At 39.2% G+C, this 23310-nt stretch carries 22 protein-coding genes and 1 pseudogene; 18 read left to right on the top strand and 5 right to left on the bottom strand.

Translation table 11 applies throughout. From position 1 onward, the window contains the following. Positions 1-7: 7 nt before the first annotated feature. The 4 genes from AKG34_RS17960 (at position 8) to AKG34_RS17945 (ending at position 4232) form a co-directional block, all read left to right on the top strand. On the top strand, positions 8-823 hold the full coding sequence (locus AKG34_RS17960) for an energy-coupling factor transporter ATPase (RefSeq protein WP_053347348.1): 816 nt from the start codon (positions 8-10) through the stop codon (positions 821-823). Further along, positions 808-1683: an ATP-binding cassette domain-containing protein gene (locus AKG34_RS17955; protein WP_053347347.1), complete on the top strand. Its 876-nt coding sequence runs from the start codon at positions 808-810 to the stop codon at positions 1681-1683. Before AKG34_RS17960 ends, AKG34_RS17955 begins: the two co-directional genes overlap by 16 nt. Next, positions 1676-2488 (top strand): energy-coupling factor transporter transmembrane component T family protein, encoded by an 813-nt coding sequence (locus tag AKG34_RS17950; protein WP_053347346.1) that lies wholly within the window; start codon positions 1676-1678, stop codon positions 2486-2488. The genes AKG34_RS17955 and AKG34_RS17950 overlap by 8 nt, the downstream gene beginning before the upstream one ends. Positions 2489-2987: 499 nt before the next feature. Then, the gene (locus AKG34_RS17945; RefSeq protein WP_053347345.1) at positions 2988-4232 is read left to right on the top strand and encodes an Nramp family divalent metal transporter; all 1245 of its coding nucleotides are present in this window, start codon (positions 2988-2990) and stop codon (positions 4230-4232) included. A 307-nt stretch (positions 4233-4539) separates the two neighbouring features. On the opposite strand, the gene AKG34_RS17940 is transcribed toward AKG34_RS17945, so the two are convergent. After that, positions 4540-4917, bottom strand: a complete 378-nt coding sequence (locus AKG34_RS17940; protein ID WP_152952308.1) for a hotdog family protein — start codon at positions 4915-4917, stop codon at positions 4540-4542. Between the two features lie 513 nt (positions 4918-5430). Between AKG34_RS17940 and thpR the strand changes: the two genes are divergently transcribed. From thpR to AKG34_RS17920, 4 genes are all read left to right on the top strand, one after another. Further along, on the top strand, positions 5431-5985 hold the full coding sequence (gene thpR, locus AKG34_RS17935; protein ID WP_053347343.1) for an RNA 2',3'-cyclic phosphodiesterase: 555 nt from the start codon (positions 5431-5433) through the stop codon (positions 5983-5985). A gap of 24 nt (positions 5986-6009) precedes the next feature. After that, on the top strand, positions 6010-7017 hold the full coding sequence (locus AKG34_RS17930; RefSeq protein WP_053347342.1) for an NERD domain-containing protein: 1008 nt from the start codon (positions 6010-6012) through the stop codon (positions 7015-7017). Further along, on the top strand, positions 7004-7948 hold the full coding sequence (locus tag AKG34_RS17925) for a diacylglycerol/lipid kinase family protein (protein WP_053347341.1): 945 nt from the start codon (positions 7004-7006) through the stop codon (positions 7946-7948). Before AKG34_RS17930 ends, AKG34_RS17925 begins: the two co-directional genes overlap by 14 nt. A 306-nt stretch (positions 7949-8254) precedes the next feature. Next, positions 8255-9037 (top strand): phosphotransferase family protein, encoded by a 783-nt coding sequence (locus AKG34_RS17920; protein ID WP_053347340.1) that lies wholly within the window; start codon positions 8255-8257, stop codon positions 9035-9037. On the opposite strand, the gene AKG34_RS17915 is transcribed toward AKG34_RS17920, so the two are convergent. Continuing rightward, positions 9038-9313, bottom strand: coding sequence for a YtzH-like family protein (locus AKG34_RS17915; RefSeq protein ID WP_053347339.1), 276 nt, complete (start codon positions 9311-9313; stop codon positions 9038-9040). 264 nt (positions 9314-9577) lie between these two features. On the opposite strand from AKG34_RS17915, the gene trmB reads away from it, so the two are divergent. Next, on the top strand, positions 9578-10216 hold the full coding sequence (gene trmB, locus AKG34_RS17910) for a tRNA (guanosine(46)-N7)-methyltransferase TrmB (protein WP_053348155.1): 639 nt from the start codon (positions 9578-9580) through the stop codon (positions 10214-10216). A gap of 219 nt (positions 10217-10435) precedes the next feature. Beyond that, entirely contained in the window at positions 10436-11281 is an 846-nt protein-coding gene (locus AKG34_RS17905) for a YtnP family quorum-quenching lactonase (protein WP_053347338.1), read from the top strand. A gap of 46 nt (positions 11282-11327) precedes the next feature. Here AKG34_RS17905 and AKG34_RS17900 read toward each other — a convergent pair whose 3' ends face one another. Next, positions 11328-11645 carry a PepSY domain-containing protein gene (locus AKG34_RS17900; protein ID WP_053347337.1) on the bottom strand — a complete coding sequence of 106 codons (318 nt, stop codon included), beginning with the start codon at positions 11643-11645 and terminating at the stop codon, positions 11328-11330. 176 nt (positions 11646-11821) lie between these two features. Here AKG34_RS17900 and AKG34_RS17895 point away from each other — a divergent pair, with 176 nt between their 5' ends. The 3 genes from AKG34_RS17895 (at position 11822) to AKG34_RS17885 (ending at position 14593) form a co-directional block, all read left to right on the top strand. Continuing rightward, complete coding sequence (locus AKG34_RS17895) at positions 11822-12895, top strand: M42 family metallopeptidase (RefSeq protein ID WP_053347336.1); 1074 nt, start codon at positions 11822-11824, stop codon at positions 12893-12895. Between the two features lie 82 nt (positions 12896-12977). Then, positions 12978-13490 (top strand): DUF84 family protein, encoded by a 513-nt coding sequence (locus AKG34_RS17890; protein ID WP_053347335.1) that lies wholly within the window; start codon positions 12978-12980, stop codon positions 13488-13490. Positions 13491-13729: 239 nt separating this feature from the next. Next, positions 13730-14593, top strand: a complete 864-nt coding sequence (locus AKG34_RS17885; protein WP_053347334.1) for an AraC family transcriptional regulator — start codon at positions 13730-13732, stop codon at positions 14591-14593. A gap of 199 nt (positions 14594-14792) precedes the next feature. On the opposite strand, the gene AKG34_RS17880 is transcribed toward AKG34_RS17885, so the two are convergent. Beyond that, positions 14793-15242, bottom strand: coding sequence for a YtoQ family protein (locus tag AKG34_RS17880; protein WP_053347333.1), 450 nt, complete (start codon positions 15240-15242; stop codon positions 14793-14795). 144 nt (positions 15243-15386) lie between these two features. Here AKG34_RS17880 and AKG34_RS17875 point away from each other — a divergent pair, with 144 nt between their 5' ends. The 3 genes from AKG34_RS17875 (at position 15387) to AKG34_RS17865 (ending at position 17554) form a co-directional block, all read left to right on the top strand. Then, complete coding sequence (locus AKG34_RS17875; protein ID WP_053347332.1) at positions 15387-15896, top strand: hypothetical protein; 510 nt, start codon at positions 15387-15389, stop codon at positions 15894-15896. A 489-nt stretch (positions 15897-16385) separates the two neighbouring features. Next, the gene (locus AKG34_RS17870; protein ID WP_053347331.1) at positions 16386-16697 is read left to right on the top strand and encodes a thioredoxin family protein; all 312 of its coding nucleotides are present in this window, start codon (positions 16386-16388) and stop codon (positions 16695-16697) included. Between the two features lie 50 nt (positions 16698-16747). After that, on the top strand, positions 16748-17554 hold the full coding sequence (locus AKG34_RS17865) for a DUF1444 domain-containing protein (RefSeq protein WP_082527712.1): 807 nt from the start codon (positions 16748-16750) through the stop codon (positions 17552-17554). 105 nt (positions 17555-17659) lie between these two features. Here AKG34_RS17865 and AKG34_RS17860 read toward each other — a convergent pair. Then, positions 17660-18201 (bottom strand): annotated as a pseudogene (locus AKG34_RS17860) (SF0329 family protein). 526 nt (positions 18202-18727) lie between these two features. Here AKG34_RS17860 and AKG34_RS17855 point away from each other — a divergent pair. Both AKG34_RS17855 and AKG34_RS17850 read left to right on the top strand, forming a co-directional pair. Next, complete coding sequence (locus AKG34_RS17855) at positions 18728-19915, top strand: M20 family metallopeptidase (RefSeq protein ID WP_053347330.1); 1188 nt, start codon at positions 18728-18730, stop codon at positions 19913-19915. A gap of 406 nt (positions 19916-20321) precedes the next feature. Then, positions 20322-23210: a DNA translocase FtsK gene (locus AKG34_RS17850; protein WP_236694966.1), complete on the top strand. Its 2889-nt coding sequence runs from the start codon at positions 20322-20324 to the stop codon at positions 23208-23210. Positions 23211-23310 lie beyond the last annotated feature (100 nt).

Genomic DNA, 23310 nt, shown 5'->3' with positions numbered 1-23310 from the left:
TTCCATTATGCTATGTTTTGAAGATGTATCATTTTCTTATCCTAATAAGAAGCATGTTATTCAAAAACTTTCTTTTCAAATAGAAAAGGGAGAGTTTGTGGCAATTGTCGGCCCAAACGGTTCTGGTAAATCGACCATCTCCAAATTGGCAGATGGACTGATATTACCGAAAAAAGGCAGAGTTTTGTTTCAAGGCCTTGATACAAAACAAAAGGAAAATCTAGCAATAATCCGCAAATCAATAGGCATTATTTTTCAAAACCCAGAAGAACAGCTCATTACGACCAATGTATTCGATGAAGTAATCTTCGGTCTTGAAAATATCGCCTATCCTCCCAGTGAGATGGTAGAAAGAGCAGAGGCTGCACTTGAAAAAGTAGGGATGCTTCCTTTTCGAGAGACTGAGCCACATAAACTCTCTGGTGGTCAAAAGCAGCGTGTGGCCATTGCTGCGATATTAGCAATGGAACCAAAACTCATTATTTTTGATGAATCTACGTCCATGCTTGACCCTGATGGGAGACATCAAATTATATCCATCATGCGTCAATTGCATAATGAAGGTATTACCATTTTGCATATTACGCACCATATGGACGAAGTGTTATCAGCAACAAAAGTGATAGTAATTAATCAAGGACAGATTGTGTCTACCGGAACCCCGCTTGAAATCTTCCATAAGCCACAGATGCTAATAGACTGTCGTTTGGAATTACCCTTTGCATTAAAATTGAAAATGCAGATGCAGCAGGAGGAAGTAGAAGTGCCAATGCATATAACGGATATAGAAGGGATGGTAGAATACTTATGGAACTCGCGCTAGAGCATATTCAATATGATTATTACAGCCCTGCAACTCGCGAAGTAAAACAAGTATTAACAGATATCTCGTGTACCATTCCATCTGGAGCATGGGTATCTATCATCGGGCAAACGGGATCAGGAAAGTCCACTTTAGCCAAAGTGATGCAAGGATTATTATGGCCGACAGTAGGCCAGAATACGATGGATGGGAAGCTAATAAAACCTAATAAAAAAGGTAAACCGACAATTTCTCCAGATGTGGGTCTTGTTTTTCAATATCCTGAACACCAATTATTTGAAACGACTGTTTTAAAAGAACTAGCTTTTGGCCCTAGAAATAGAGGATGGTATAAAGACGCTATCGTAAATAAGGCACAGCAAGTAATTGATTTAGTAGGCTTGGATGCAAGTTACCTAGAAAAATCTCCGCTTCATTTAAGTGGTGGAGAAAAAAGACGTGTTGCGATTGCGTCTGTCCTTATGTTAGAGCCCAAGATTCTTATTTTAGATGAACCGACTGCCGGATTAGATCCACTCGGTAGGCAGAGCATCTTACAAAACATAGAGGAGTGGCGACGACAAGGCAATCATACGGTTATATTGATTACACATCAAATGAATGACGTAGTGGAATATGCTGAAGAAGTCATTGTGTTACACAAAGGGAAGCTGCAATTTCAAATGAACCCTATGTCATTGTTTTTGGATAAAAGGGAAGAATTACAATCCATGGGATTAGATATACCCGATACAGCGAAATTGTTACTAGCAATAGAGAAGGTGACAGGGCAAAGGATCCAGGTGGCATCTTTGAAAGAATTAGATGTGATGCCTCAAGTGCTAACACTTCTAAAGGGAAGGAGATACCAATATGATTGAAAATGTCATTATTGGTCAGTATGTCGCTAGAGATTCCATCTTACATCGTTTAGACCCGCGAACAAAACTAATGGCCATAGCTATTTTTATGTTATTGGTTTTTTTCTTACACAGTTATATAAGTTATGTGATAGTAACTTGTCTTGTTTTAGGTTGTCTAGCATGTTCAAAAATTCCACCATCCTTTTTTATAAAAGGATTATTGCCAATTCTATTTATTTTGAGCTTCACTTTTGTGTATCATTTATTTTTAACAAAAGGGGAGAATCTAATATTTCAATTTGGCTACTTGCATATTTATATGGAAGGAATTGTCGAAGGTTGCCGCGTCCTATTGAAAATTGTCCTCCTTGTTTTGATGACTTCATTATTAACTTTAACGACAAAGCCATTAGATATAGCGTACGGTCTAGAAACAATCATGAGACCTTTAAAAAAACTGCATGTACCAGTAGAACAATTTGCCTTAATGCTGTCGATTGCATTACGATTTATCCCAACTATTATTCAGGAGCTAGACCGCATCATTGATGCACAGCGCTCAAGAGGTGTGCAGTTTGATCATAAAAGCAAAGTTAAAAGAATTACGAATTATATTCCGGTCATTATTCCATTGTTATTAACTTCCATTCAAAGGGCCGAAAACTTATCGCTTGCGATTGATGCTCGAGCCTATCGTGATGGACGTGATAGAACTCGTTTTAAACGATTAAAATTTAAGAGTTTAGATTATTGGACACTAAGTATTTTATTGCTAGTTTTATTGAGCCTTTTATTTCTGAAGGTTGGAGGAGAAGTGTTATAAAACCTTGTGCTATTAGAGTTAATTCATTATTAACTTCCTTACCCTTTACTCAGCGTTGTATTCAATAAGGTCGAATTAAATATTATTAAAATGCAGCTTTATAAAAAAAGACTTGGCTCTCCGACGATTTCCCCGTTTTAACATTGCTTAAGACACTTGCTTAGCTCTTGAAAGACATTTTTATTTGGGCTTGAGGAACTGAGTCTAAACTATCCCCCTTTGCGACTGGAAACACCAAGAGGTTTTCAGTTTTTTTGTTTTAGCTACCAAAAAAAGATTACATGCTATCGAGAAATGACAATGTTCACTAAGCCGGTTTTAATTTTATTATTCGCCCTCGATCAGGTTTGTTCTTCAACTTTTACCACAAAACTGCTTCCAATATTATCAGTTTGTTCCTTTTGACATTTTTAAGATTCAGGAATATACTTGCTTATAACTTAAAAAGTTTACCTATCGCAACATTTTGAGTTGCGTGTAAAAAGGGGTTGAAATAGCTATGTCTGATTATGGTGAATTACATCAATCCTCTTCTAGGGGAATTAAAAAACTGCTTCCTTATCTAGGTCCAGCATTTATAGCCGCTGTAGCCTATATTGATCCAGGGAATTATGCTACAAATATTACAGCAGGTTCTAAATATGGTTATACATTATTATGGGTTATCTTTGCCTCTAATTTAATGGCTGTTCTAATCCAATCATTGTCTGCTAAATTAGGAATTGCCACAGGGAAAAATCTTCCTGAGCTATGCAGGGAGAGATTTTCAAAAAAGACATCTTTCTTATTATGGCTGCAGGCTGAAGCGGTTATCATGGCAACCGATTTGGCTGAATTTATAGGTGCGGCACTCGGAATCTATTTGCTTTTTGATCTGCCGCTTATCACATCTGCCTTTATTGCGGCGATAGGCTCTTTTGCCATATTGGAAATCCAGCGTAGAGGATATCGGACATTCGAAGCCTTGATAACGGTCATGATTTTTGTTGTAGTTATTGCATTTGGGGCTCAAGTTTTTTATGCAAAACCTGATACTTCTGCAGTTGTTCTGGGACTCTTCACTCCAAAATTCGAGGGGGTAGATAGTATTTTACTATCTGCGGGCATGCTTGGAGCGACAGTCATGCCACATGCGATTTACCTTCATTCTTCTTTAACGCAGAAAAGAATTGTCGGTAAAAACGATTTAGAACGAAAAAAGATTTTTCGTTTTGAGCTAATTGATATTATTATAGCTATGCTTATCGCAGGTGCAATCAATGCCGCCATGGTAATTGTTTCAGCAGCTTTGTTTCATAAAAGTGGAATACTTGTTGAGGATTTAGATGTTGCGTATCAACAATTTGGTGCCCTGCTTGGACCTTCTGTCGCGATGTTTTTTGGGATAGGACTATTGTTTGCAGGATTATCAAGCTCTTCCGTTGGTGTGATGACAGGTGATGTAGTCATGCAAGGTTTTATTAAAAGGCATATACCGATTTATTTGAGAAGAGTCATTACGACAGTTCCTCCTTTAGCCATTATATTGTGGGGAGTAAACCCATCTAAAGCACTTGTGATGAGTCAAGTGGTTCTCTCGTTTGGAATTGCGTTTGCTTTAATTCCGTTAATCATGTTTACGAGCAATAAACAAGTTATGGGCAATCTAGTCAATCATAAAGTCACCTCCTGCATAGCCGGGCTTATCGCTGTACTTATTATCGGGCTGAATTTGTTCTTGCTTTATGAAACAATATTCAGCTAAAGAGAAGGAAAGATTATGTCTGGAGAATGGAACGTCGATTTTATGGAGCAGCATGATTCGGTACAGTCTTATTCCCATAGCATTAATTAGAATGAAAGAAAAGTAGAAGGACCAGATACTGGTCCTTTTTCCGTTGCTTTTAACAGTCAGATGGAGGCTGACATGGCTGAATGTGAACCTTTAATTAATTAAATCGACCGTGCGATTAATTAATTCGACCTTCACTAGATTAAATCGACCGTGCGATTAATTAATTCGGCCTTCAGTAATTCGACCTTCACATAGGATAATCCGTCCTTGGCTCCGATTAATCCCTGATAATACCGTGACTTGTCCCAATCAAAACTTCCTTTTCCTTTTGATTGCGGTAAACGAATTTAAGGGCAATTTTTTTGAAACCTTCCATCTGTTCTACTTCTGTCAAAATTAACTCACATGTAATGGTGTCGCCTGTAAATACAGGACGAATGAATTCATTGACCATTTCACGGGCGATGTAATTCAAATCGCCTCCGATTTTAGTCCCTATACTTGCTGTTAATAATCCATGTACCATTAATCGACCTTTTTCATCGCGTTCCATATGATGTCTGCCTTGGTCTCCTGAAAGTTCAGCGAATTGTAACGTTTCTTCTTCAGTAAAGGTCCGTTCCCACGTATATACATCCCCAGGTTTCAGCATTATGTTTCTACCTCCCTAAAATATCTAGATTTCCAATGTCTAACATATAAAATATAACACGTTTAAATAATAAATGAATAACCATTCATAATAAAATACATGCGGTTATTCGAACGTTATGTGATTATAAATTACGTAAAATTCGGTGAGAGTCAGGAATTTTAGTTAAGGTTTACAAAATTCCTTTGTAAATTTACCTATTATGTTAATGGCATTGGGGATTACCCATAATTATTGGGTGGATATCGGCAAGTCAGAGAATTTTATAATTCTGCCAGGTGAAGAATACTGTCGACGGCAACCAGACTGCAGGTATGTATGTAAAAAAGGCAAGTTGGTTGAGACACTGAACCTGCGATAACGATATGGCATAAAGAATTGCTGTAAAGGAAAGACTGAGAACTTTCAGTCTTTTTTTTGCTTAAAGGAATTCCCTGAATGCAAATTAAAGTCAGGTATTCCCAATTGGGATTATGGTAAAATTAAATGGAGAACAGGAAGGAATGATAGTGACGAATGAATACTCATTTTTTCTTTGCTTTGGTATTACCTGATGATATAAAGACTTATTTAAATGATGCAACAGAACAAATTAAATCGGAGTTTCCATTTAAGAAATGGCTGCATCAAGCCGATTATCATATTACGATGGCGTTTTTAGGGAATGCTCCTGATTCTATGAAAAAGGATGCCCTAGGGCGAGTGGAAAGCGAGCTTGCCAATGAGACCATGTTTGACCTGGAACTCGGGGATATTGGGGTTTTTGGGAAAAATGAGAGCCCAAGAATTCTTTGGGCAGGTGTCAAACAGCAAGACAGACTTTTTACCATTCAAAGAAAAATCTATGAATCGTGTGTGCAGGCCGGCTTTGAACTGGATAAAAAACCGTTTAAGCCACATATAACGCTGGCAAGAAAATTCGAGGGTGAGAGTCTCTTTTCGATAGAAAGGGTCCGGCAGATAGCAAATTTGGAGACTAAGCATTTTGAAGCAGCTCAGATTGCGCTTTATCAAACACATCTTGGAGCTTCCCCTTCATACGAACAGATTTTTACAATAAACCTTCAATAATAGAAGAAGATGGGTGGTGTTCGAATGGCACAGCTCATAAAAATGCAGGATTATATTTCTCGGTATGAGCAGGATATTTATCGATATCCAACACAATTTGCAAAATTAAAAAAACAGCAATGGGATAAATTGAAGGCTGCATATCACGCGGGCGAGCTAAATCTGCTGTATAGCCAACCAGATGTAATGGAAACCCTTGTACAGGACGATACACCTCAAGAGGAGCCACGGGGCCTGTTCAACAAGGTGAAAGGCCTATTCCACCGTTCAGATAAACAAGCGCTAGAGGTCGAAGAGCAACAAATACCGAACCCGGCTAGAAATGAAAATGTCTTTTCATTAAGATTTCCCTCTAATCCAGCTAATCTGGATGAATTAAAACAGAATTTTTTAAATCAGCTGCTCCGATTTCAAATGAAATGGGGCAGCTCGACGCTTCGTGAAAAGTCATTTGTGGACCAATCATTCTTTTTGGATGAAAGGCTCCGCTTTTTTCTGCAGCGGTTTCCGGATACGTTTCTCGTTTTATACAAACCTATCTTTCTATTGAAAAATGCGCCTGTCGAAGTCGATGTCATTTTATTAACGCCTGTGGATGCCTGGTGCATCACATTTTTGGAAGCGGAAGAAGATTCGGCTTTTATTGGATCGAGCGATCGATTCTGGGTCCGCCGGCATCATAAGTATCCTGACAAAAAAGTGCTCAATCCGTTATTGGCTGTCAATCGGATGGGAAACATCGTCTCCCAGTTATTTGAACTATATGAAGTGAACTTGCCGATAAAAAAAGTGGTTCTCTCCCGAAATGGATATGTGGATTACCCGGAAACGCCGTATGATATCGATATATTGGATAAACGGACATTCCCGGAATGGTTTGAAAGGATGCGGACAATTTCGTCTCCCCTTAAGGCTCAGCAGTTAAAAGGTGCGCAGGCTTTGCTGGAATATTGCCAAACTACTTCAAGCGTCCGACCAGAATGGGATACCGATAATAATCAAGCAGAGGGAAAAGGGCATGCAGCGCCTTAATGAAACGATGTATTTCATTGTCAATCCAATGGCCGGAAATAAAGGAAGTATTAAAACCTGGAAAAAGGTCGAGGAAATACTGAAATCAGAAGATGTTCCCTATGAGGTCTTTTTTACGAAAGAAAAAGGGCATGCGTTAAGGTTGACGAAGGAAATTCTTTCCCAGACCAATCAGAAAACCCGAATGATTGCAGTTGGGGGAGATGGTACCTTACATGAATTGGTAAATGGTGCCGCTGAGTTTCCTCATGCAATCATTGGCTCCCTTGCAGCTGGGTCTGGCAATGATTATGTACGGGGAGTTCAGAAAACCAAGTGTGCAGAGGAGGCCCTTTCTTTATTTCAGGATAATGTCGTCAGGGTTATTGACATCGGGCAGTTTGAGACGAATGGTCAGACTGGTTATTTTATGAACAGCCTTGGAATGGGTATTGATGCTGAAATATCTTATGAAGCGGACCGTTCTCCTCTAAAAAAATGGTTTAATCTTGTGAAAGCGGGTAAATTAATTTATCTGTTTATTTTTATAAAAAAGCTATTCACTTATCGACCTAGTTATATGAATTTGACTGTTGATGGCAACATACATCAGTTAAAAAAGGTATGGTTCATTGTTATCGCAAACCAGCCCTACTTTGGTGGCGGGATGAAAATTTCACCGAAGTCAAAGTTAGACGATGGCATGTTGGATGTGATTGCAGCCCATGACATTTCGATTATGAAATTATTGACCGTATTCATCACCGTTTTATGGGGCGGTCATCTAAACATTAATAACGTTGATTTCTTTTCAGGTAAAATGATTCAAATTAAGAATTTTGGGTCAGTAAAAATTCAGTCAGATGGAGAAATTGTTGGGATGGATGAAGTAGCAGTAGAGGTTCTGAAAGAGAAAATCTGTGTCATGTTTAAGGGCCGTATTTCATTATAAGTTTTGAAATGATTTATTTGTTGTTGTTTTATGCGTATAATCGTTTTATAGTACTTGACGAAGAAACGGTATTTCAACTAAAATTTAATTTATGGCTATTGTTTAATTGCTCAATAGCTATTTTTTTATTTCTCTAATATGAGGATGTTTTTAATTGCGGGGTATCATCCCGATGCACGTATACACGCAGCTTCGCCAACAGGCGGGTTTTTTATTAAACATGGACTCAAAGTAGTGGTAATACATACACTAGGTGAAACGTACCCACATTTGTATAATTAAGCGAGGAAATCGAAGGTGAACCAGTTGGAACATTTATTAGGTCAGGAGTGGGATATATCCCCTGCTGGAGGAGCTACAGGAGAAGCCTTTATTGCCGAGAAAGATGGACAGAAGCTCTTCCTGAAACGAAATTCATCGCCATTTTTAGCTGTTCTTTCAGCTGAGGGCATTGTTCCAAAGTTAATGTGGACAAAACGCCTGGAAAATGGGGATGTAATTACGGCCCAGCATTGGATGGAAGGCAGGGAGCTATCTCAGCAGGAAATGAACAATATAAGAGTCGCAAAGCTGCTTCAAAAAATTCATCAATCCGATCCTTTGTTAAGCATGCTCAAAAGGCTTGGGAAATCCCCTTTACGACCTGAAAGTATACTTACAGAAATAGAAACCGGGTTATCTTCGGATGTTACGGATATTCCGATTATCAAGCAAGCCATTCATTTTTTACAGAACAATCTTCTGTTGATTGAATGCGACGAAAAAGTCGTCTGTCATTGTGATGTGAACCACAATAATTGGCTCATGACCGAAACTGACGGATTGTTTCTAATTGATTGGGACGGAGCAGTCATTGGCGATCCAGCCATTGACCTGGGCATACTCTTGTATTCCTACGTCCCAAGGGAAGAATGGAATGAGTGGCTTGCCCGTTATGGCAAGAAGCTTGACGCAGGCCTGGAGATGAGGATGAAATGGCACACGGTTTCACAACTTGTGCTTTCCATCCAATGGCATCATCGTAGAAAACGGTACGAGGAAAGAAACGATTTACTTCATAAACTTGAAACGCTATTAATGGCTGGCTGATTAGTATTGATCAATGTCATCCACCCATTGGGACAAGTCGTTCTGGTGGTTTGTTATATGTGCTTCTAAATCGGCGGCACCGATTCCTGTCTGACTGTATTCGTAAATCTCCGTCAGTACTGTTTTCACGTTACTATCAATATTCATATTGATCATCAAGGATTTGGCGAGCCTCTCAACCTGTTCGCATTCAGAAACGGAACCGCAGCAGTCTGTTTGATGGTTGGTTAATATATCTTTTAATAGTGCCATTTGATGTTCGTGGGATAGCGGCATATAATTCCACTCCTTTCTTAAATTGTAAAAGTGAGCCTGGATAAAAGGGGTTCTCAGGTGATTTTCCCTGCCCTTCACTTATTTATGGTGTGTGTTGCGGAAAGTTTTATACATGAAAACTACAGAGACTGTCGCCATGATGGCCGGCAGTTTTTTTATTTAATGAATGGGCCCGCGCCGGCGGTTCCTGAAAAAATCAGCTTGCAGGAATCCATCTACTCGTGTTATGGTTTGAACGATTATATTATAAATAGGGGTGTCATCATGCGTTTAAGAAATAAACCTTGGGCTGAAGACCGTTTGAATGATTTTCCGCAATATGTGATTCAGCAGCCAGTGAGCCATAAAGGTAAATGGCATGAAGTATTCGGTAACGATAATCCATTATATATTGAAGTGGGTACGGGAAAAGGCCGATTTATAACAGAAATGGCGAAAGCCCATCCTGATGTGAATTTCATTGGAATTGAAGTATATAGAAGCGTCATTGTAGCGGCACTCGACTTGTTAATTGAAGCAGAAGTGCCAAATTTAAAGTTGTTAAATGTTGATGCAGCGAACTTAGGAGAATATTTTGCTAAAGGTGACGTAGATCGCGTTTACTTGAATTTCTCTGATCCATGGCCGAAATCACGTCATGCCAAACGCCGGTTAACGTATAAAACTTTCCTTGAGGTCTATGAAGGCATTCTTCCAGATCAAGGGGAAATCCACTTTAAAACGGATAACCAAGGACTATTTGAGTCTTCCTTGATGAGTATTTCCGAGTACGGTATGCTTTTAAAATATGTAAGTCTTGATTTGCATAACAGCAGCTTTGAAGGAAATATCATGACTGAATATGAAGAGAAGTTCTCGAGTAAAGGCAATCGGATTTACCGGTTGGAAGCAAAGTTTCAATAATAATTGATGAAAAACCAGGTGCACAGCATCTGGTTTTTTGTTTTTGGGCAGATTTAGATAAATTAGTGATGTCAGTGATTATGACGCTTCCATTTTGAAAAAGGTTAAGCCATATTTTTGCATTCTCTTTCAATGCCTTTCACGGGAAATAAAGAGCTGGATGTTATCAATTTCAATAAATGGAAGCGGATGTTAAACTAAAGAGAGAGGAGGGGTAAAATGGAAACTTTGCAAATAGGGGAAATTAAATTAACATGGCTGAATGGTGGTGTAACCCACTTGGATGGCGGTGCGATGTTTGGTGTTGTACCGAAACCGCTTTGGTCCAAGAAGTATCCGGTTAACGAAAATAACCAGATTGAGTTGCGGACGGATCCGATTTTAGTTCAAGCAAATGGATTAAATATGCTTATAGATTCCGGAATTGGTAACGGGAAGATGAATGACAAGCAAAAACGAAATTTTGGGGTAACGGAAGAATCCCAACTCATTGAGGATTTAGGTAAGCTTGGGATTCAACCAAATGATATCGATTACATTTTAATGACTCATCTGCATTTCGACCATGCCTGCGGATTGACGAAACGTGAAGGTGAAGCTTGGGTTCCTGTTTTCGAACGCGCAGAAATTATTACGACTCAAATTGAATGGAATGAAATGCAAAACCCGAATATTCGTTCAAAAAGTACATATTGGGCAGAAAACTGGGAAGCTGTTGCTTCACTTGTTCGCCCGTTTAATGGAGAGAAAGAAATCACTGAAGGCATTAAAATGATTCATACCGGCGGACATAGTGATGGACATGCGATTATCATCATTGAAGATGGTTTGGACAGGCTGATTCATATGGCTGATATTATGCCGACACATGCCCATGCGAATGTACTTTGGGTACTCGCTTACGATGATTACCCAATGACCTCCATCCAGGCGAAGGAAAAGTGGATGAAATCCGGACTGGAAAACGGGTCGTGGTATAGCTTTTATCATGATGCCCACTATTGTGCCATAAAATGGAATGAAACGGGTAAAGAAATAACGGCTGAACTGAAACGAAAGCGATAAGGATAACAATAAAGGAGGACGTCATTTTGACGACCTCCTTTTTGTTTCAATCGTTTTGCGCATTAAGCTCCAAAATTGTTCCTGTAGAGGCATCCGCTACAAATTCGAATTGCTCGCGTTTTCCCTCTGTGTTTCTAGTAATGCCGCCTTTATACACTTCATAGTCTAAATTATTTTTTTTGTAGTTTTCCGGCTTCATCAAAATCCATGAGCCATATATGTTTCCGTCCTTTTTGACTGTTTCCTTCACTTGGGCTAACACTTTATCCGGAGAAGGATTACTTGATTGATCCAAAATTTGTTTTGTCGCATAGCCGGCAGCGAACCCAGCTACAGTACCTAGTAAAAACGTTTTCCAATTCATGAATTTCTCCTCCATTGCTTTTTTTCCATCACGCTTTCTAGTATACAGAAGAACTTATTATTTGACTAATAATTTGAAATTTTAACCATTAACTGATAAATTAGAACTTTCAAGTGTAACATTATTCTAAGTTCTGTAAAATAGTAATAAATAACACATAGTTAAGGGGTAGAAAGATGAATCATGAGACTTTAGCGCTTTTTAAAACATTGACAGAATTACCAGGTGCCTCAGGAAATGAACATGCTGTTCGGAGTTTCATGAAGAGTGAGCTTGAAAAATATTCAGATGAAATTATTCAAGACCGCCTTGGTGGAATCTTTGGTGTAAAAAGAGGGAATGAAGAAGGACCAACTGTACTTGTTGCTGGACATATGGATGAAGTGGGCTTTATGGTCACTTCGGTAACAGAAAACGGAATGCTCCGCTTTCAGACTCTAGGTGGCTGGTGGAGTCAGGTACTTTTGGCGCAAAGAGTTGAAATCATCACTGATAACGGACCGGTTATTGGCGTCATTGGTTCGATCCCGCCTCATTTGTTAGATGAATCGCAACGCTCAAAACCAATGGACATTAAAAATATGCTGATTGATATCGGAGCAGATGATAAGGAAGATGTGAAGAGAATTGGTGTCAAACCAGGTCAGCAGATTGTACCGATATGTCCTTTCACACCGATGGCTAACGAGAAAAAAATTCTTGCAAAAGCATGGGATAATCGTTATGGATGTGGACTGGCGATTGAGTTGTTAAAAGATTTAAAAGATGAAACTTTACCAAATATCTTATACTCCGGAGCAACGGTACAGGAGGAAGTAGGATTGCGTGGTGCAAAAACAGCAGCGTATATGATCAAACCTGATCTTTTCTTCGCCCTAGATGCAAGTCCAGCAAACGATATGTCAGGCAGTAAAAGTGAATTCGGCCAGCTTGGAAAAGGAGCCCTACTCCGTATTTTTGACCGGTCGATGGTCACACATCGCGGCATGAGGGAATTTATCCTTGATACTGCTGAATCTAATGATATCCCATATCAATATTTTGTTTCCCAAGGCGGCACGGATGCCGGGCAAGTCCATATTGCAAATGAAGGTATTCCAAGTGGCGTGATTGGCATTTGTTCGCGCTATATTCATACACATGCGTCCATGATTCATATTGATGATTATGCGGCAGCTCGTGAACTGATTGGGAAATTAGTTCGTGCATGTGATAAAACGACATTTGAGACATTAAAAAATAACGGCTAATAGAGGAAGCTGAAATGGGAAGGGGTGCAGTCATGTATCCTTTTCCAGCAGCTTTTTTTTACATAGAAGGAAGGTAACTATTTTGAAAATAGCAGTAGGTAGTAAAAATCCGGCGAAAGTAAAGGCAGTGTTTGACGTTTACGAAGAAGCTGAAATCATTTCACTTCAAGTAGAAAGCGGGGTCTCGGAACAGCCATTTTCTGATGAGGAAACAATGAATGGAGCGATAACGCGCGCCCAAAATTGCTTGAGCCAAAGCGATGCCGAAATCGGAATCGGTCTTGAAGGCGGTGTCGTAAAAATGAATCACGGCCTATTCGTATGCAACTGGGGGGCGATGGCTACGAAGGATGGAGAGATCTACATAGCCGGTGGAGCTAGAATTCCACTCCCGGAAATTGTCGCTGAACGGTTACTAAACGGTGAAGAGTTGGGTCCGGTCATGGACGACTTCACTAAGAAAGCGAATATTAGCAAAAAAGAAGGAGCAATCGGAGTGTTTACAAATGAGCAAATCACTCGAGCTGAAATGTTCCTTCATATTATGAGAATGCTAGCAGGTCAACACGAGTATAAGAAAAAAATGCAAAAGTGAGATTCTGTTAATGGCTTTTGATTTAACTATTTTGACCTTTTGAAAGCCATCTAAAAGTTAGTGACACACTGGTTTTATAGGGTTTAACCATAATACCATCGATGTGCCAAATGCAAAGGATTGCTTTGAAGGGATTGACTGAAAAGATAGGTGAAGAAAGAAGACAGTCACAACAAAGCAGAAATTGACAGGATTTAAGTTAACCGGGTTGCTAGAATAGATTACAAGGAGTGAGTGGTATGGGATGGGTTGAATCAATCCAAAAGGCAATCAACTATATGGAGGAGCATTTACTTGATGACCTAACCATTGAAAGTATTTCCAGACAAGCGAATGCCTCAGCCTTTCATTTTCAACGGACGTTCACCATATTAACGGACATATCCGTTGGTGAATATGTCCGGCGTCGAAGGCTGACTTTAGCTGCTCAGGAGATATCACGCACAAATTGCAAGATCATTGATTTAGCATACAAGTATGGCTATGACACTCCCGAGGCTTTTTCAAAGGCTTTTCGAAGGCAGCATGGAGTATCTCCAAGTGAAGCACGAAAGTATATTGGGAAGCTGACATTCTATGAACGCCTGGTAATACAGGTAATTCTGAAAGGGGAAATACCGATGAAATACAATATTATTGAAAGAGATTCCTTTCAATTAATTGGAATCAAGCGAGAGTTTTCATTAGTTAATGGAGAAAATTTAATTGGAATTCCAAAGCTTTGGGACAAAGTGAATTCGGATGGAACCGACGATCAGTTAGGGAAGTTGAACAATGGCCAAATAAAAGGGCTACTGGGAGTATGTGTTGACAAACGAATGTTGGAACAAAATGAGACTATGGATTATTGGATAGCGACAGAGTATGACGGTCAAGTGCCAGAAGGGTATTCAAGCCTAACAATTCCGGCCTCCAAATGGGTTATATTTGAAGTTCACGGACCAATGCCAGATGCTATTCAAGAAGTTTGGAAACGAATTTTTTCGGAATGGTTTCCTACAAGCGGTTATGAACATGCTGGAACTCCTGAAATGGAAGTATACACAGACGATGATGCTTCAAACCCTGATTACTACTCCGAGATTTGGATTCCTGTTAAATAGATAGAAGAGTAAGGTCTACTATATTTGTTTTCGCTTGTAGAGAAAGTTTAGTTTAATTTCCCTACAAGCTTTTTATTTTGAAGGAACTTTGGGGCTAGATTATCCGTGTTTTATTAATACCTTAAAATGCATTAATGTACCTATTACAGAATATGGTGTATATTGTCGGAAAACTATAGTCTCAGGCAAATGGAAGATTTCACAATCCATCTTCAAATATATAAGAAAGCACCTTCAGAGCTTGGTTCACGGTTTCGACTGTGACACTCGCCTTTTCCGATATTTCTTTTAAAGCATGGTGATGGGATTCCGAACGAATCAAAATAAGCGGTTTGCCTAGAGAGATGGCAGTGCTTGCATCCATGGCAGTATTCCATTGTTTATATTTTTCACCAAAAAGTGCGACGACAAGGTCTGCTTGTTTCATCAAGAGACCTGTCCGTAAATTGTTAATTTGGGAAGCGGCCGCATCCTTCAAAATCGGGGTGGGCTGTACTCCTAAAATTTCTTCTCCAATATTGTCGGAACGTTCATGGTTTTCCATTGGTCCGACAAATTCTAACGGAAGTTTCAAGGCGATTGCCTTATCTCTTAATTCACGTCTCCAATTTGAATGGATTTCCCCAGCAAGATAAACAGTTAATTTCATAATTGTTCCCCCTTGGTATATAAATTGCTTTCATTGTATCATGTTTTGAGAAAATGGATGAATTTCATAAATAAGGATAATAGTATGCATAAGAGTGTATTCTGTAATCAATCTTTAGGAAAAGAGAAGGCTGGAGGAATGACGATGGCTCTATCGATTAATAAAATTCTTATTCTCCTGTTAATGAGCAGTCTGATTGTTGTTGGTTGCTCGGGCATTGAAAGGCAAACTGATAAAGCAGTTAAGGTCGCAGAATTGGCATTTCGTGACGATAAGAAACAGCCAAATATAGAGGCGGGTCTCATTCAGGTATATCTGCCAGAGGATTTTAAGGTAGAAGAAGAACATGATAATAATTTGATCTTAAAAAGTGATAATCAGGCTTATATATTATTTGTGAATCCAAATGAAAATGAAGACAGCTCCGTATTATTTCTGGCGATTAAAGAACAGGGGGATAAATATTTGGTGCTGCATTCCTTTCAAAATGATGATAAATTTGGGTTTATCACGATAAAAGAGTTAGCGGAAGATAAGTATGAGCTTGCGGTAGGGATCGGTGGAGTCAAGCTGACAACTGAAACCGATAAAGATCAAATAAAACACGATGCAAAACAAATGATGGAAATCGTTTCATCAGTGCCTCAAAAATAAGGAACAGCTCGGAAGTATCATTCCGGGCTTTCACTTATTAGGCTTCGTTATCATAAAGATGAAACTGGCTAGTGACCGATTGTATACCATTGCAAAGAAACATAGTTCGGAAGGAGCTTCGTTGACTTAGGTAATGGCTAGTAACTGATTTTTGCTCGAAGTACTAACCTCTTCGGAAGTTTCTGATGATTGTTCTGATATTAGATGCGTTTCGCAGCTTAACCTTTGCTATGTTTGCGGTAATACGACAAGGTCTTTAGAGGCTGCTTTAGTAAAGGAAATAGATTGGCATTGTATCGATTTTACATTCTTCGAATTTCTGTGATTCAGCAATCAGTTTTTTTATTTGCTGAAGAATTATTAAGAGTTAGTAATATTTCTAATAAGTAATTCAACTCTAATCCGTATTAATGGTTGATTTATGCAGAGTCTGGTATGATGGAATTATAAAAAATTAAGATAATAATTTAGAGCTGGAGGAATATAAAAATGGAAAATTTACAGACTTTAGAACAATATGATGTATTAAAAAATGAAGGCAAACATATTTTTCTTTTTTCAGCGACATGGTGTGGAGATTGCCGTGTGATTGAACCAATAATGCCGGAGATTGAAGCGAAATTTCCTGAATTTACGTTCATTTATGTAGATCGTGATAAATACATCGATGTTTGTGTAGCCAATGATGTATTCGGAATACCAAGTTTTATCGCTTATGATAATGGCAAAGAGCTTGGCCGATTCGTGAGTAAAGATCGTAAAACACAAGAACAAATTGAAGAATTCATTCAAGCATTATAATCAAAATCCCCTTCTCGCTGGGGATTTTTCAATGAAGAGGAGGGTCAACCTTGAAAATGGATAGCACGAAGCTGAAAAACATCTTAAAAGAACGTTTAAAAGACGATAATCGCACGTTTAAATTCGATAGCAAGAAAGATACGTTACGGGTGGAAAATGTGAAAACGGGTAAAGGTATCACCGTCGAATTGCCACCGGTGCTAGCTAATTATGAAAACGTTCAGGAAAAAGCCATCGATGAAGTTGCCTATTACGTGGAAGAGGGTCTGAATGTAATGGGGGAAGAACACAGCATGGAAGGCAAGGAGAAATTCATTTTCCCAGTCATTCGTTCGACGTCCTTTCCAATGGAATCGGAAGAAGGAAACCCTTTTTTATTCGATGAGCATACGGCCGAAACACGTGTCTTTTATGCACTGGACTTAGGCAAAACCTATCGTTTGATTGATGAAAAAATGATACAGCGGGAAAACTGGCAGGGGGACCGAATCCGGGAGATTGCCCGTTTCAATGTCCGTTCCCTCTCAACAGAAATGAAGTCGGATATCGTTGCGGATAATACATTTTACTTTTTGAACACAAATGATGGCTACGACGCAAGCAGAATCCTTAATGAATCATGGCTTCGAGAAATGAAGGACAAAATTCAGGGAACAATGGCAGTGGCGATTCCTCATCAGGATGTCATTATCATTGCAGATGTGAAGAATAATACTGGGTATGATGTGCTCGCTCAAATGGCGATGAGCTTTTTTGCCAGTGGCCACGTACCGATTACTGCTTTATCCTTCCTGTACGAAGAAGACGAGCTGGAGCCTATCTTTATTTTGGGTAAAAACAAAAAGCGTGAACAATAAATAAAGCAGAATGCACAAAATATAAGGACCCTTGCAAGTATGGAAAAATTCCAGCTCGTCAGGGGTCCTATTTTTTTATGTGCTTTATGAGACAATGTTTTATGGCTATTTTTTTACCGCTATACCAGATGAAATAAATTGGTTCATTTTTATATTTTCTGCATCGCAGCGTAGTTTATAAAAAATATTGAATAAGCTCATGTTCTTTTTCCGATACGACGATCTAATAGACAAAGAATGTTAATCAAAACATCCGAAGACTTTAATAATTCCTCAATTGGTGAGTTAAAGTATTCCTCTAATGCAAAGTAAAAATCATATTGACCATAAATTCCATCTGCTTTTAGTATTTTTTGAGCCTGATCTTGTAAGGCCCGATTTTTGGGTACATCATCAAAGTCATACTGATTAGATTTATCTCGTATGTCACGTTCTCTATAAAATTCTTCTCTTGCAGCTGTAATTGTACACATGCTCAATATTTCCACTTTATCAACGGTAATTACAGCTCTGCCTAATTGATCATGAGCTTTACGGTAATTGATAACTTGAAAATCCACTCTCGAGCGCAATGTCTCACATAGAAGATCCGATAACCGTTTCTTTGCTTTGCTCCATTTTGGACTATACAATAAATTGCCCCCCAAATATTCAATCCTTTAGTTGAATGATACTCGCTACACTGATTGTACATTAATAGAGGATTTGACATTAAAAATGTAAAGTATTAATTTAATTTCCCTTAAATTTGATACCAAGCAAACTTATATCAGAGATTCGCAGAATTATTTCCCAGACAATCTTCAAACAAGCTAGGAACAGAGGAAGCATCAGTTTAGAGTAATAATAGATAAAAGATGAAAAGGGACTTTAATCATTCTATTACAAAAGAAGGAAGTGTGAAGAGTTAAAGCGAAACTGTTAGGTAGTTTGTTTTTATGCTGCCAGGATGTACTTATTCGGATTTAAGATGAACCGAATAAAACAAATTGCTTAACCCAAAAATTAAAAATCATTGCTCTTATGGTTTTGGTATACACAGAGTTCTTAAACTATTATAAGTTTCTTTAAGAAAATTCGTTAACATTCCGATGTATGAACGAAAGGAACATTCCTTAATTAATATTCTTTTCACATAATTATCAAGCCGATATATAAAGGGGGACAATAACTATGAAAAATCAATTAATGAACATGTTAGAAATGCGTAAAAATGAAATGATTCAAATTCGTCGTTATTTACACGAAAACCCGGAGCTTTCCTTTAAGGAAGAAAAAACAGCACAATATATCATTGATTTTTATAAGGGAAAAGATGTGGACATTCAAACGAATGTTGGAAATGGATTGGGAATCATCGTAACAATCGAAGGTGGGAAACCAGGAAAAACGATAGGTCTTCGTGCAGACTTTGATGCGCTGCCTATTTTAGAAGAAACCGAGGTTCCATTTAGGTCTAAAAATGAAGGTGTGATGCATGCTTGTGGACATGATGGACATACAGCTTATCTATTAGTCTTGGCAGATTGCCTCATTCAGCTGAAGTCTTCCCTTCCTGGTACCATTAAAATCATCCATCAACATGCTGAAGAAGTACCGCCAGGAGGTGCAAAAAGCATCGTGGAATCAGGGGTGCTAGATGATCTAGATGCTGTTTTTGGAACGCATTTGTTCCCATCACATCCAGCTGGAGAGGTGGGGTATCGCAGCGGCTATTCGATGGCTGGCAGGACATATTTCAAGTTAGGGATAAAAGGTGTAGGCGGCCATGGTTCTTCCCCACATTTGGCTAATGATGCTATTGTTGCAGGTTCCCATTTTGTAACAGCTGTTCAAACCGTAATCAGCCGGCGCTTGAACCCCTTTGATATGGGTGTTGTCACTATTGGTTCTTTCGATGGAAAAGGAAGCTTTAATGTCATAAAAGATCGGATAGAGATTGAAGGGGATGTACGCTATATGACAGAGGAGACCCAACAGCTGATAAACAAGGAAATACACCGGATTGTTAAAGGGATAGAAACAGAATTTGATGTTCAGTGTGAGCTTTTATATATGCCGGATTATCCACCTTTATATAATGATCCTAAAATGACTGAATTTGTGAAAAATAGCCTTCAAAACATGAATGACCCAGATATTAAGCAGGTCTTAGAATTCCCAATGTTCTCAGGATCAGAAGATTTTTCATATTATGCGGAAAAAACGCCTGGTTGTTTCTTTTACATAGGCTGTAAACCAAAAGGGGTAGAGAAGGTGTATTTCAATCACCATCCTAAATTCGATATCGATGAAGATGCGCTTCTGATTGCGGCCAAATCAGTGGCGCAAGTTGTATGTAGTTTTTATGAATTAGATTAGTCAACTGTAGCCCTACTTTTCTAAAATAGTTATATAACCCCCAAAACACCGTTCGGTTTAATCGAACGGTGTTTTGTAGAATCTTGCCACTACATTAATAAAATTAGAAGAATTCACCAGGAATGATATGGTTTGTATTAAAACTTAATCTCTTTGTAAACATCATTTAACAGCTGTGTTTTATTTAAATAGTAGACTAAGGGCTAACGATATTTTATATAGAATAGGTTTATACTCTTTTCAAAAGGGGTTTAATAGGATAAGAGTTATGCGAAAATCGAAGGGTAAGTACAAATAAATAAAAAAAGCACATACAAATCCCTATTCAGCTTAAATTCTCTCGATATTTTATAAATAACTGGTAGAATAAGTTACATAACTACAGATAGTAGAAAGAGTGATAGGTTTGAAATGGCTAAATAAGATGAAGAAATGGTTCCAAGCAGAGGAAATTATTGAGATTGAAGAAATTATTATAGATGAACCGCTAGATGAAGAAACATTAAAAAATATGGATTTTTCCAAGCTTACAAACACAAGGAAAGAAGATATAAAAGAATACAATCAAACAGTGGAGAAGATGTCCCAGGTGAATGATCCGGATACAAAAATCCTGTTTCAATATCCGAAAGGGCAATTTAAGTTTCCTCTCATTCCTGACCAAGAGCAGCATAGAAGAAAGCCTAGGGAAAGAAAGAGGGAAGAGCGTGAGCCTAAGCGTGAGCCTAAGTCTAAGCAGGAAAAAGTGACCAAGGCTAGAAGTCCTGTGAGGGGACCTGAACCAAAGCATAGAAACGCCGATCGTGAATCAACAAACAAAATAGTTCCATCGAAAACTCCATTCCGTCCGACGGAAATCCCCTCACCTATATATGGGTTTCGTCGTCCAGAAAAAAAGATGGTCACTACTGAGCGAATTGTCGAGTATGAATTAGAAAGCAAGCTACCTGTTCTCAAAAAAGAAGAGCCAGAAGTTCCAGCGTATATCCCTAACACCACAAAAGAAGTGGCCTATGAGGAATTAACAATTGAACCTTCTGTTCTTGTACCAGAACAAGTGGAAGAAAAAAGGGAAGAAGAGATGGAGATTCCCGCTTATTTCCGTAAAAACGCGCCTACAACACCCCTTGAGGAAGTAGCAAGCGAGCCTTCTAAACCTATTTCTGAACAGGTGGAAGAAATAAAAGCCTTCGAGCAGGATCAGGATGATTTTGGGCGGGAAGTGGCTGTTTCGATTATGGAACAGGTGGAAGCGACACCGACCAAAGCTTATGTAGCGCCAAAGGAAGAAGTTATACAACCAACACCGGAATTTGTCGAGAAACCTGTCGAAAGTCAAGTGATTGATTTAGAAAGCGAACCAGCGGCGACTATTACGGAAGAACAGCCTAAACGCCCAAAAAAACATATTCCTTTTAATGTGATGATGCTTAAGCAGGATCGGGAAAAAACTCAATACCTAAATAAGATTATAGCGGAAAAAAAAAGCCCTGATTCAGAGAGAGGAGTAGTTTCTTTTGGAAAGAAACCTACAATAAATCCTGATGAAGCAGGGTCTGGACAAGCAGTACAATCCGGATCCGTTCATGAATTGAAAACAGAGGCAGACCGAGTCGTGTTGGAAGAGAAGCCGGTTATGCCAGAACCTATAAGCTTCCGGGAAACGCAGTATGAATCCGTAGCGGTAGCCGAACCTGAGAATGCCGGTGAGTCCAATACGGAATCAAGTGGGGTCTATGTATCGCCTTTCATGCCGGAAGTGAAAACCTCTGAAAATGTTGAGCAAAACGAACCGAATACAGAGGCTGCAACAGAAGTAGAAGGAAGAAGCATCAAGAATATCTCAGAAGCTCTGGTGTCTATAGAAGTGGACGACAACCCTTATTATGTGTTTCCGAAGATTGATTTGCTGACACCTCCTACTTACGCAGAGCATGATGATGAGTGGCTTGAGGAGCAGACATTATTACTAGATGAGACACTGAAGAACTTTAATGTCCGGGCAAAAGTTGTCAATGTCACTCAAGGGCCAGCAGTGACTCGTTTCGAGGTGCATCCGGAACCAGGTGTGAAGGTGAATAAAGTAACAAATCTGATGGATGATATCAAATTAAGTCTAGCTGCTCAGGATATGCGGATGGAAGCGCCGATTCCGGGTAAGCATACAATTGGTATCGAGATTCCAAACAGGAAAAGTAAGCCGGTATTTTTGCGAGAGGTTTTGGAAAGTACTGAATTTCAAGAGCATGAATCACCGCTTGCTGTGGCACTTGGACTCGATATATCAGGTCAGCCGATTATCACTGATTTAAGAAAAATGCCACATGGCCTGATTGCCGGACAAACCGGATCAGGGAAAAGTGTCTGTATCAACACGATGCTGGTTAGCTTGCTGTATAAAGCGACGCCTCAGGAGTTGAAATTACTATTAATCGATCCGAAAATGGTCGAGCTTGCTCCATATAACCGGATTCCGCATTTGGTCAGTCCAGTCATTACTGATGTGAAGGCCGCTACAGCTGCTCTGAAATGGGCGGTAGAGGAAATGGAACGGCGTTATGAATTGTTTGTTCATGCCGGCGTCCGTGATATTAGCCGCTTTAATGATCAAGCAGAAAAAGCCGGACAATATTCAAGCAAGCTTCCTTATATTTTGGTGATTATTGATGAGCTGGCGGATTTAATGATGATGTCCCCAGCTGATGTCGAGGAAGCAATCTGTCGCATTGCTCAAAAGGCCCGTGCCTGTGGTATTCATTTAATTGTGGCTACACAGCGACCATCAGTCGATGTCATAACAGGATTAATCAAGGCAAATATTCCGACAAGAATCGCGTTCTCTGTTTCTTCCCAAGTCGACTCACGCACGATTATCGATAGCGGAGGGGCAGAAAAGCTGTTAGGAAAAGGGGATATGTTATTTGCTGAAAACGGCTCATCAAAAACGGTGCGTTTGCAAGGAACTTTTGTAAGTGACGAAGAAATTGATCAAGTCGTCAACCATGTGAAACTAGAGCAGCAGCCGAAGTATTTATTTGAGCAAGAAGATTTGTTAAATCGGGCACAGGTTACTGAAGATGCAGATGAGCTTTTCTTTGAGGCATGTGAATTTGTTGTGAGTCAGCAGGCTGCATCAGCATCAAGTGTCCAAAGACGCTTCCGTGTCGGTTACAACCGGGCAGCGCGTCTAATAGAAATGATGGAGCAGCAGGGGGTTGTTTCGGAATCAAGAGGCAGCAGACCCCGTGATGTATTAATCACAGAGGAAGAACTTGAATTTTTGCATGTGAATTAAGAGAACCTATTAAAAGGAAATTGTATATAATGTTAAAGGTGAAAACGCGGTGTTATCACCTTTCATGACGGAATAGCCAATGATTTGATAATTTGGTATC

This window comes from Peribacillus butanolivorans (assembly GCF_001273755.1).
Taxonomy (GTDB): Bacteria; Bacillota; Bacilli; order Bacillales; family DSM-1321; genus Peribacillus; species Peribacillus butanolivorans.
The sequence above is the reverse complement of the archived record's forward strand: the minus strand, read 5'-3'. Positions and strand labels throughout refer to the sequence as shown.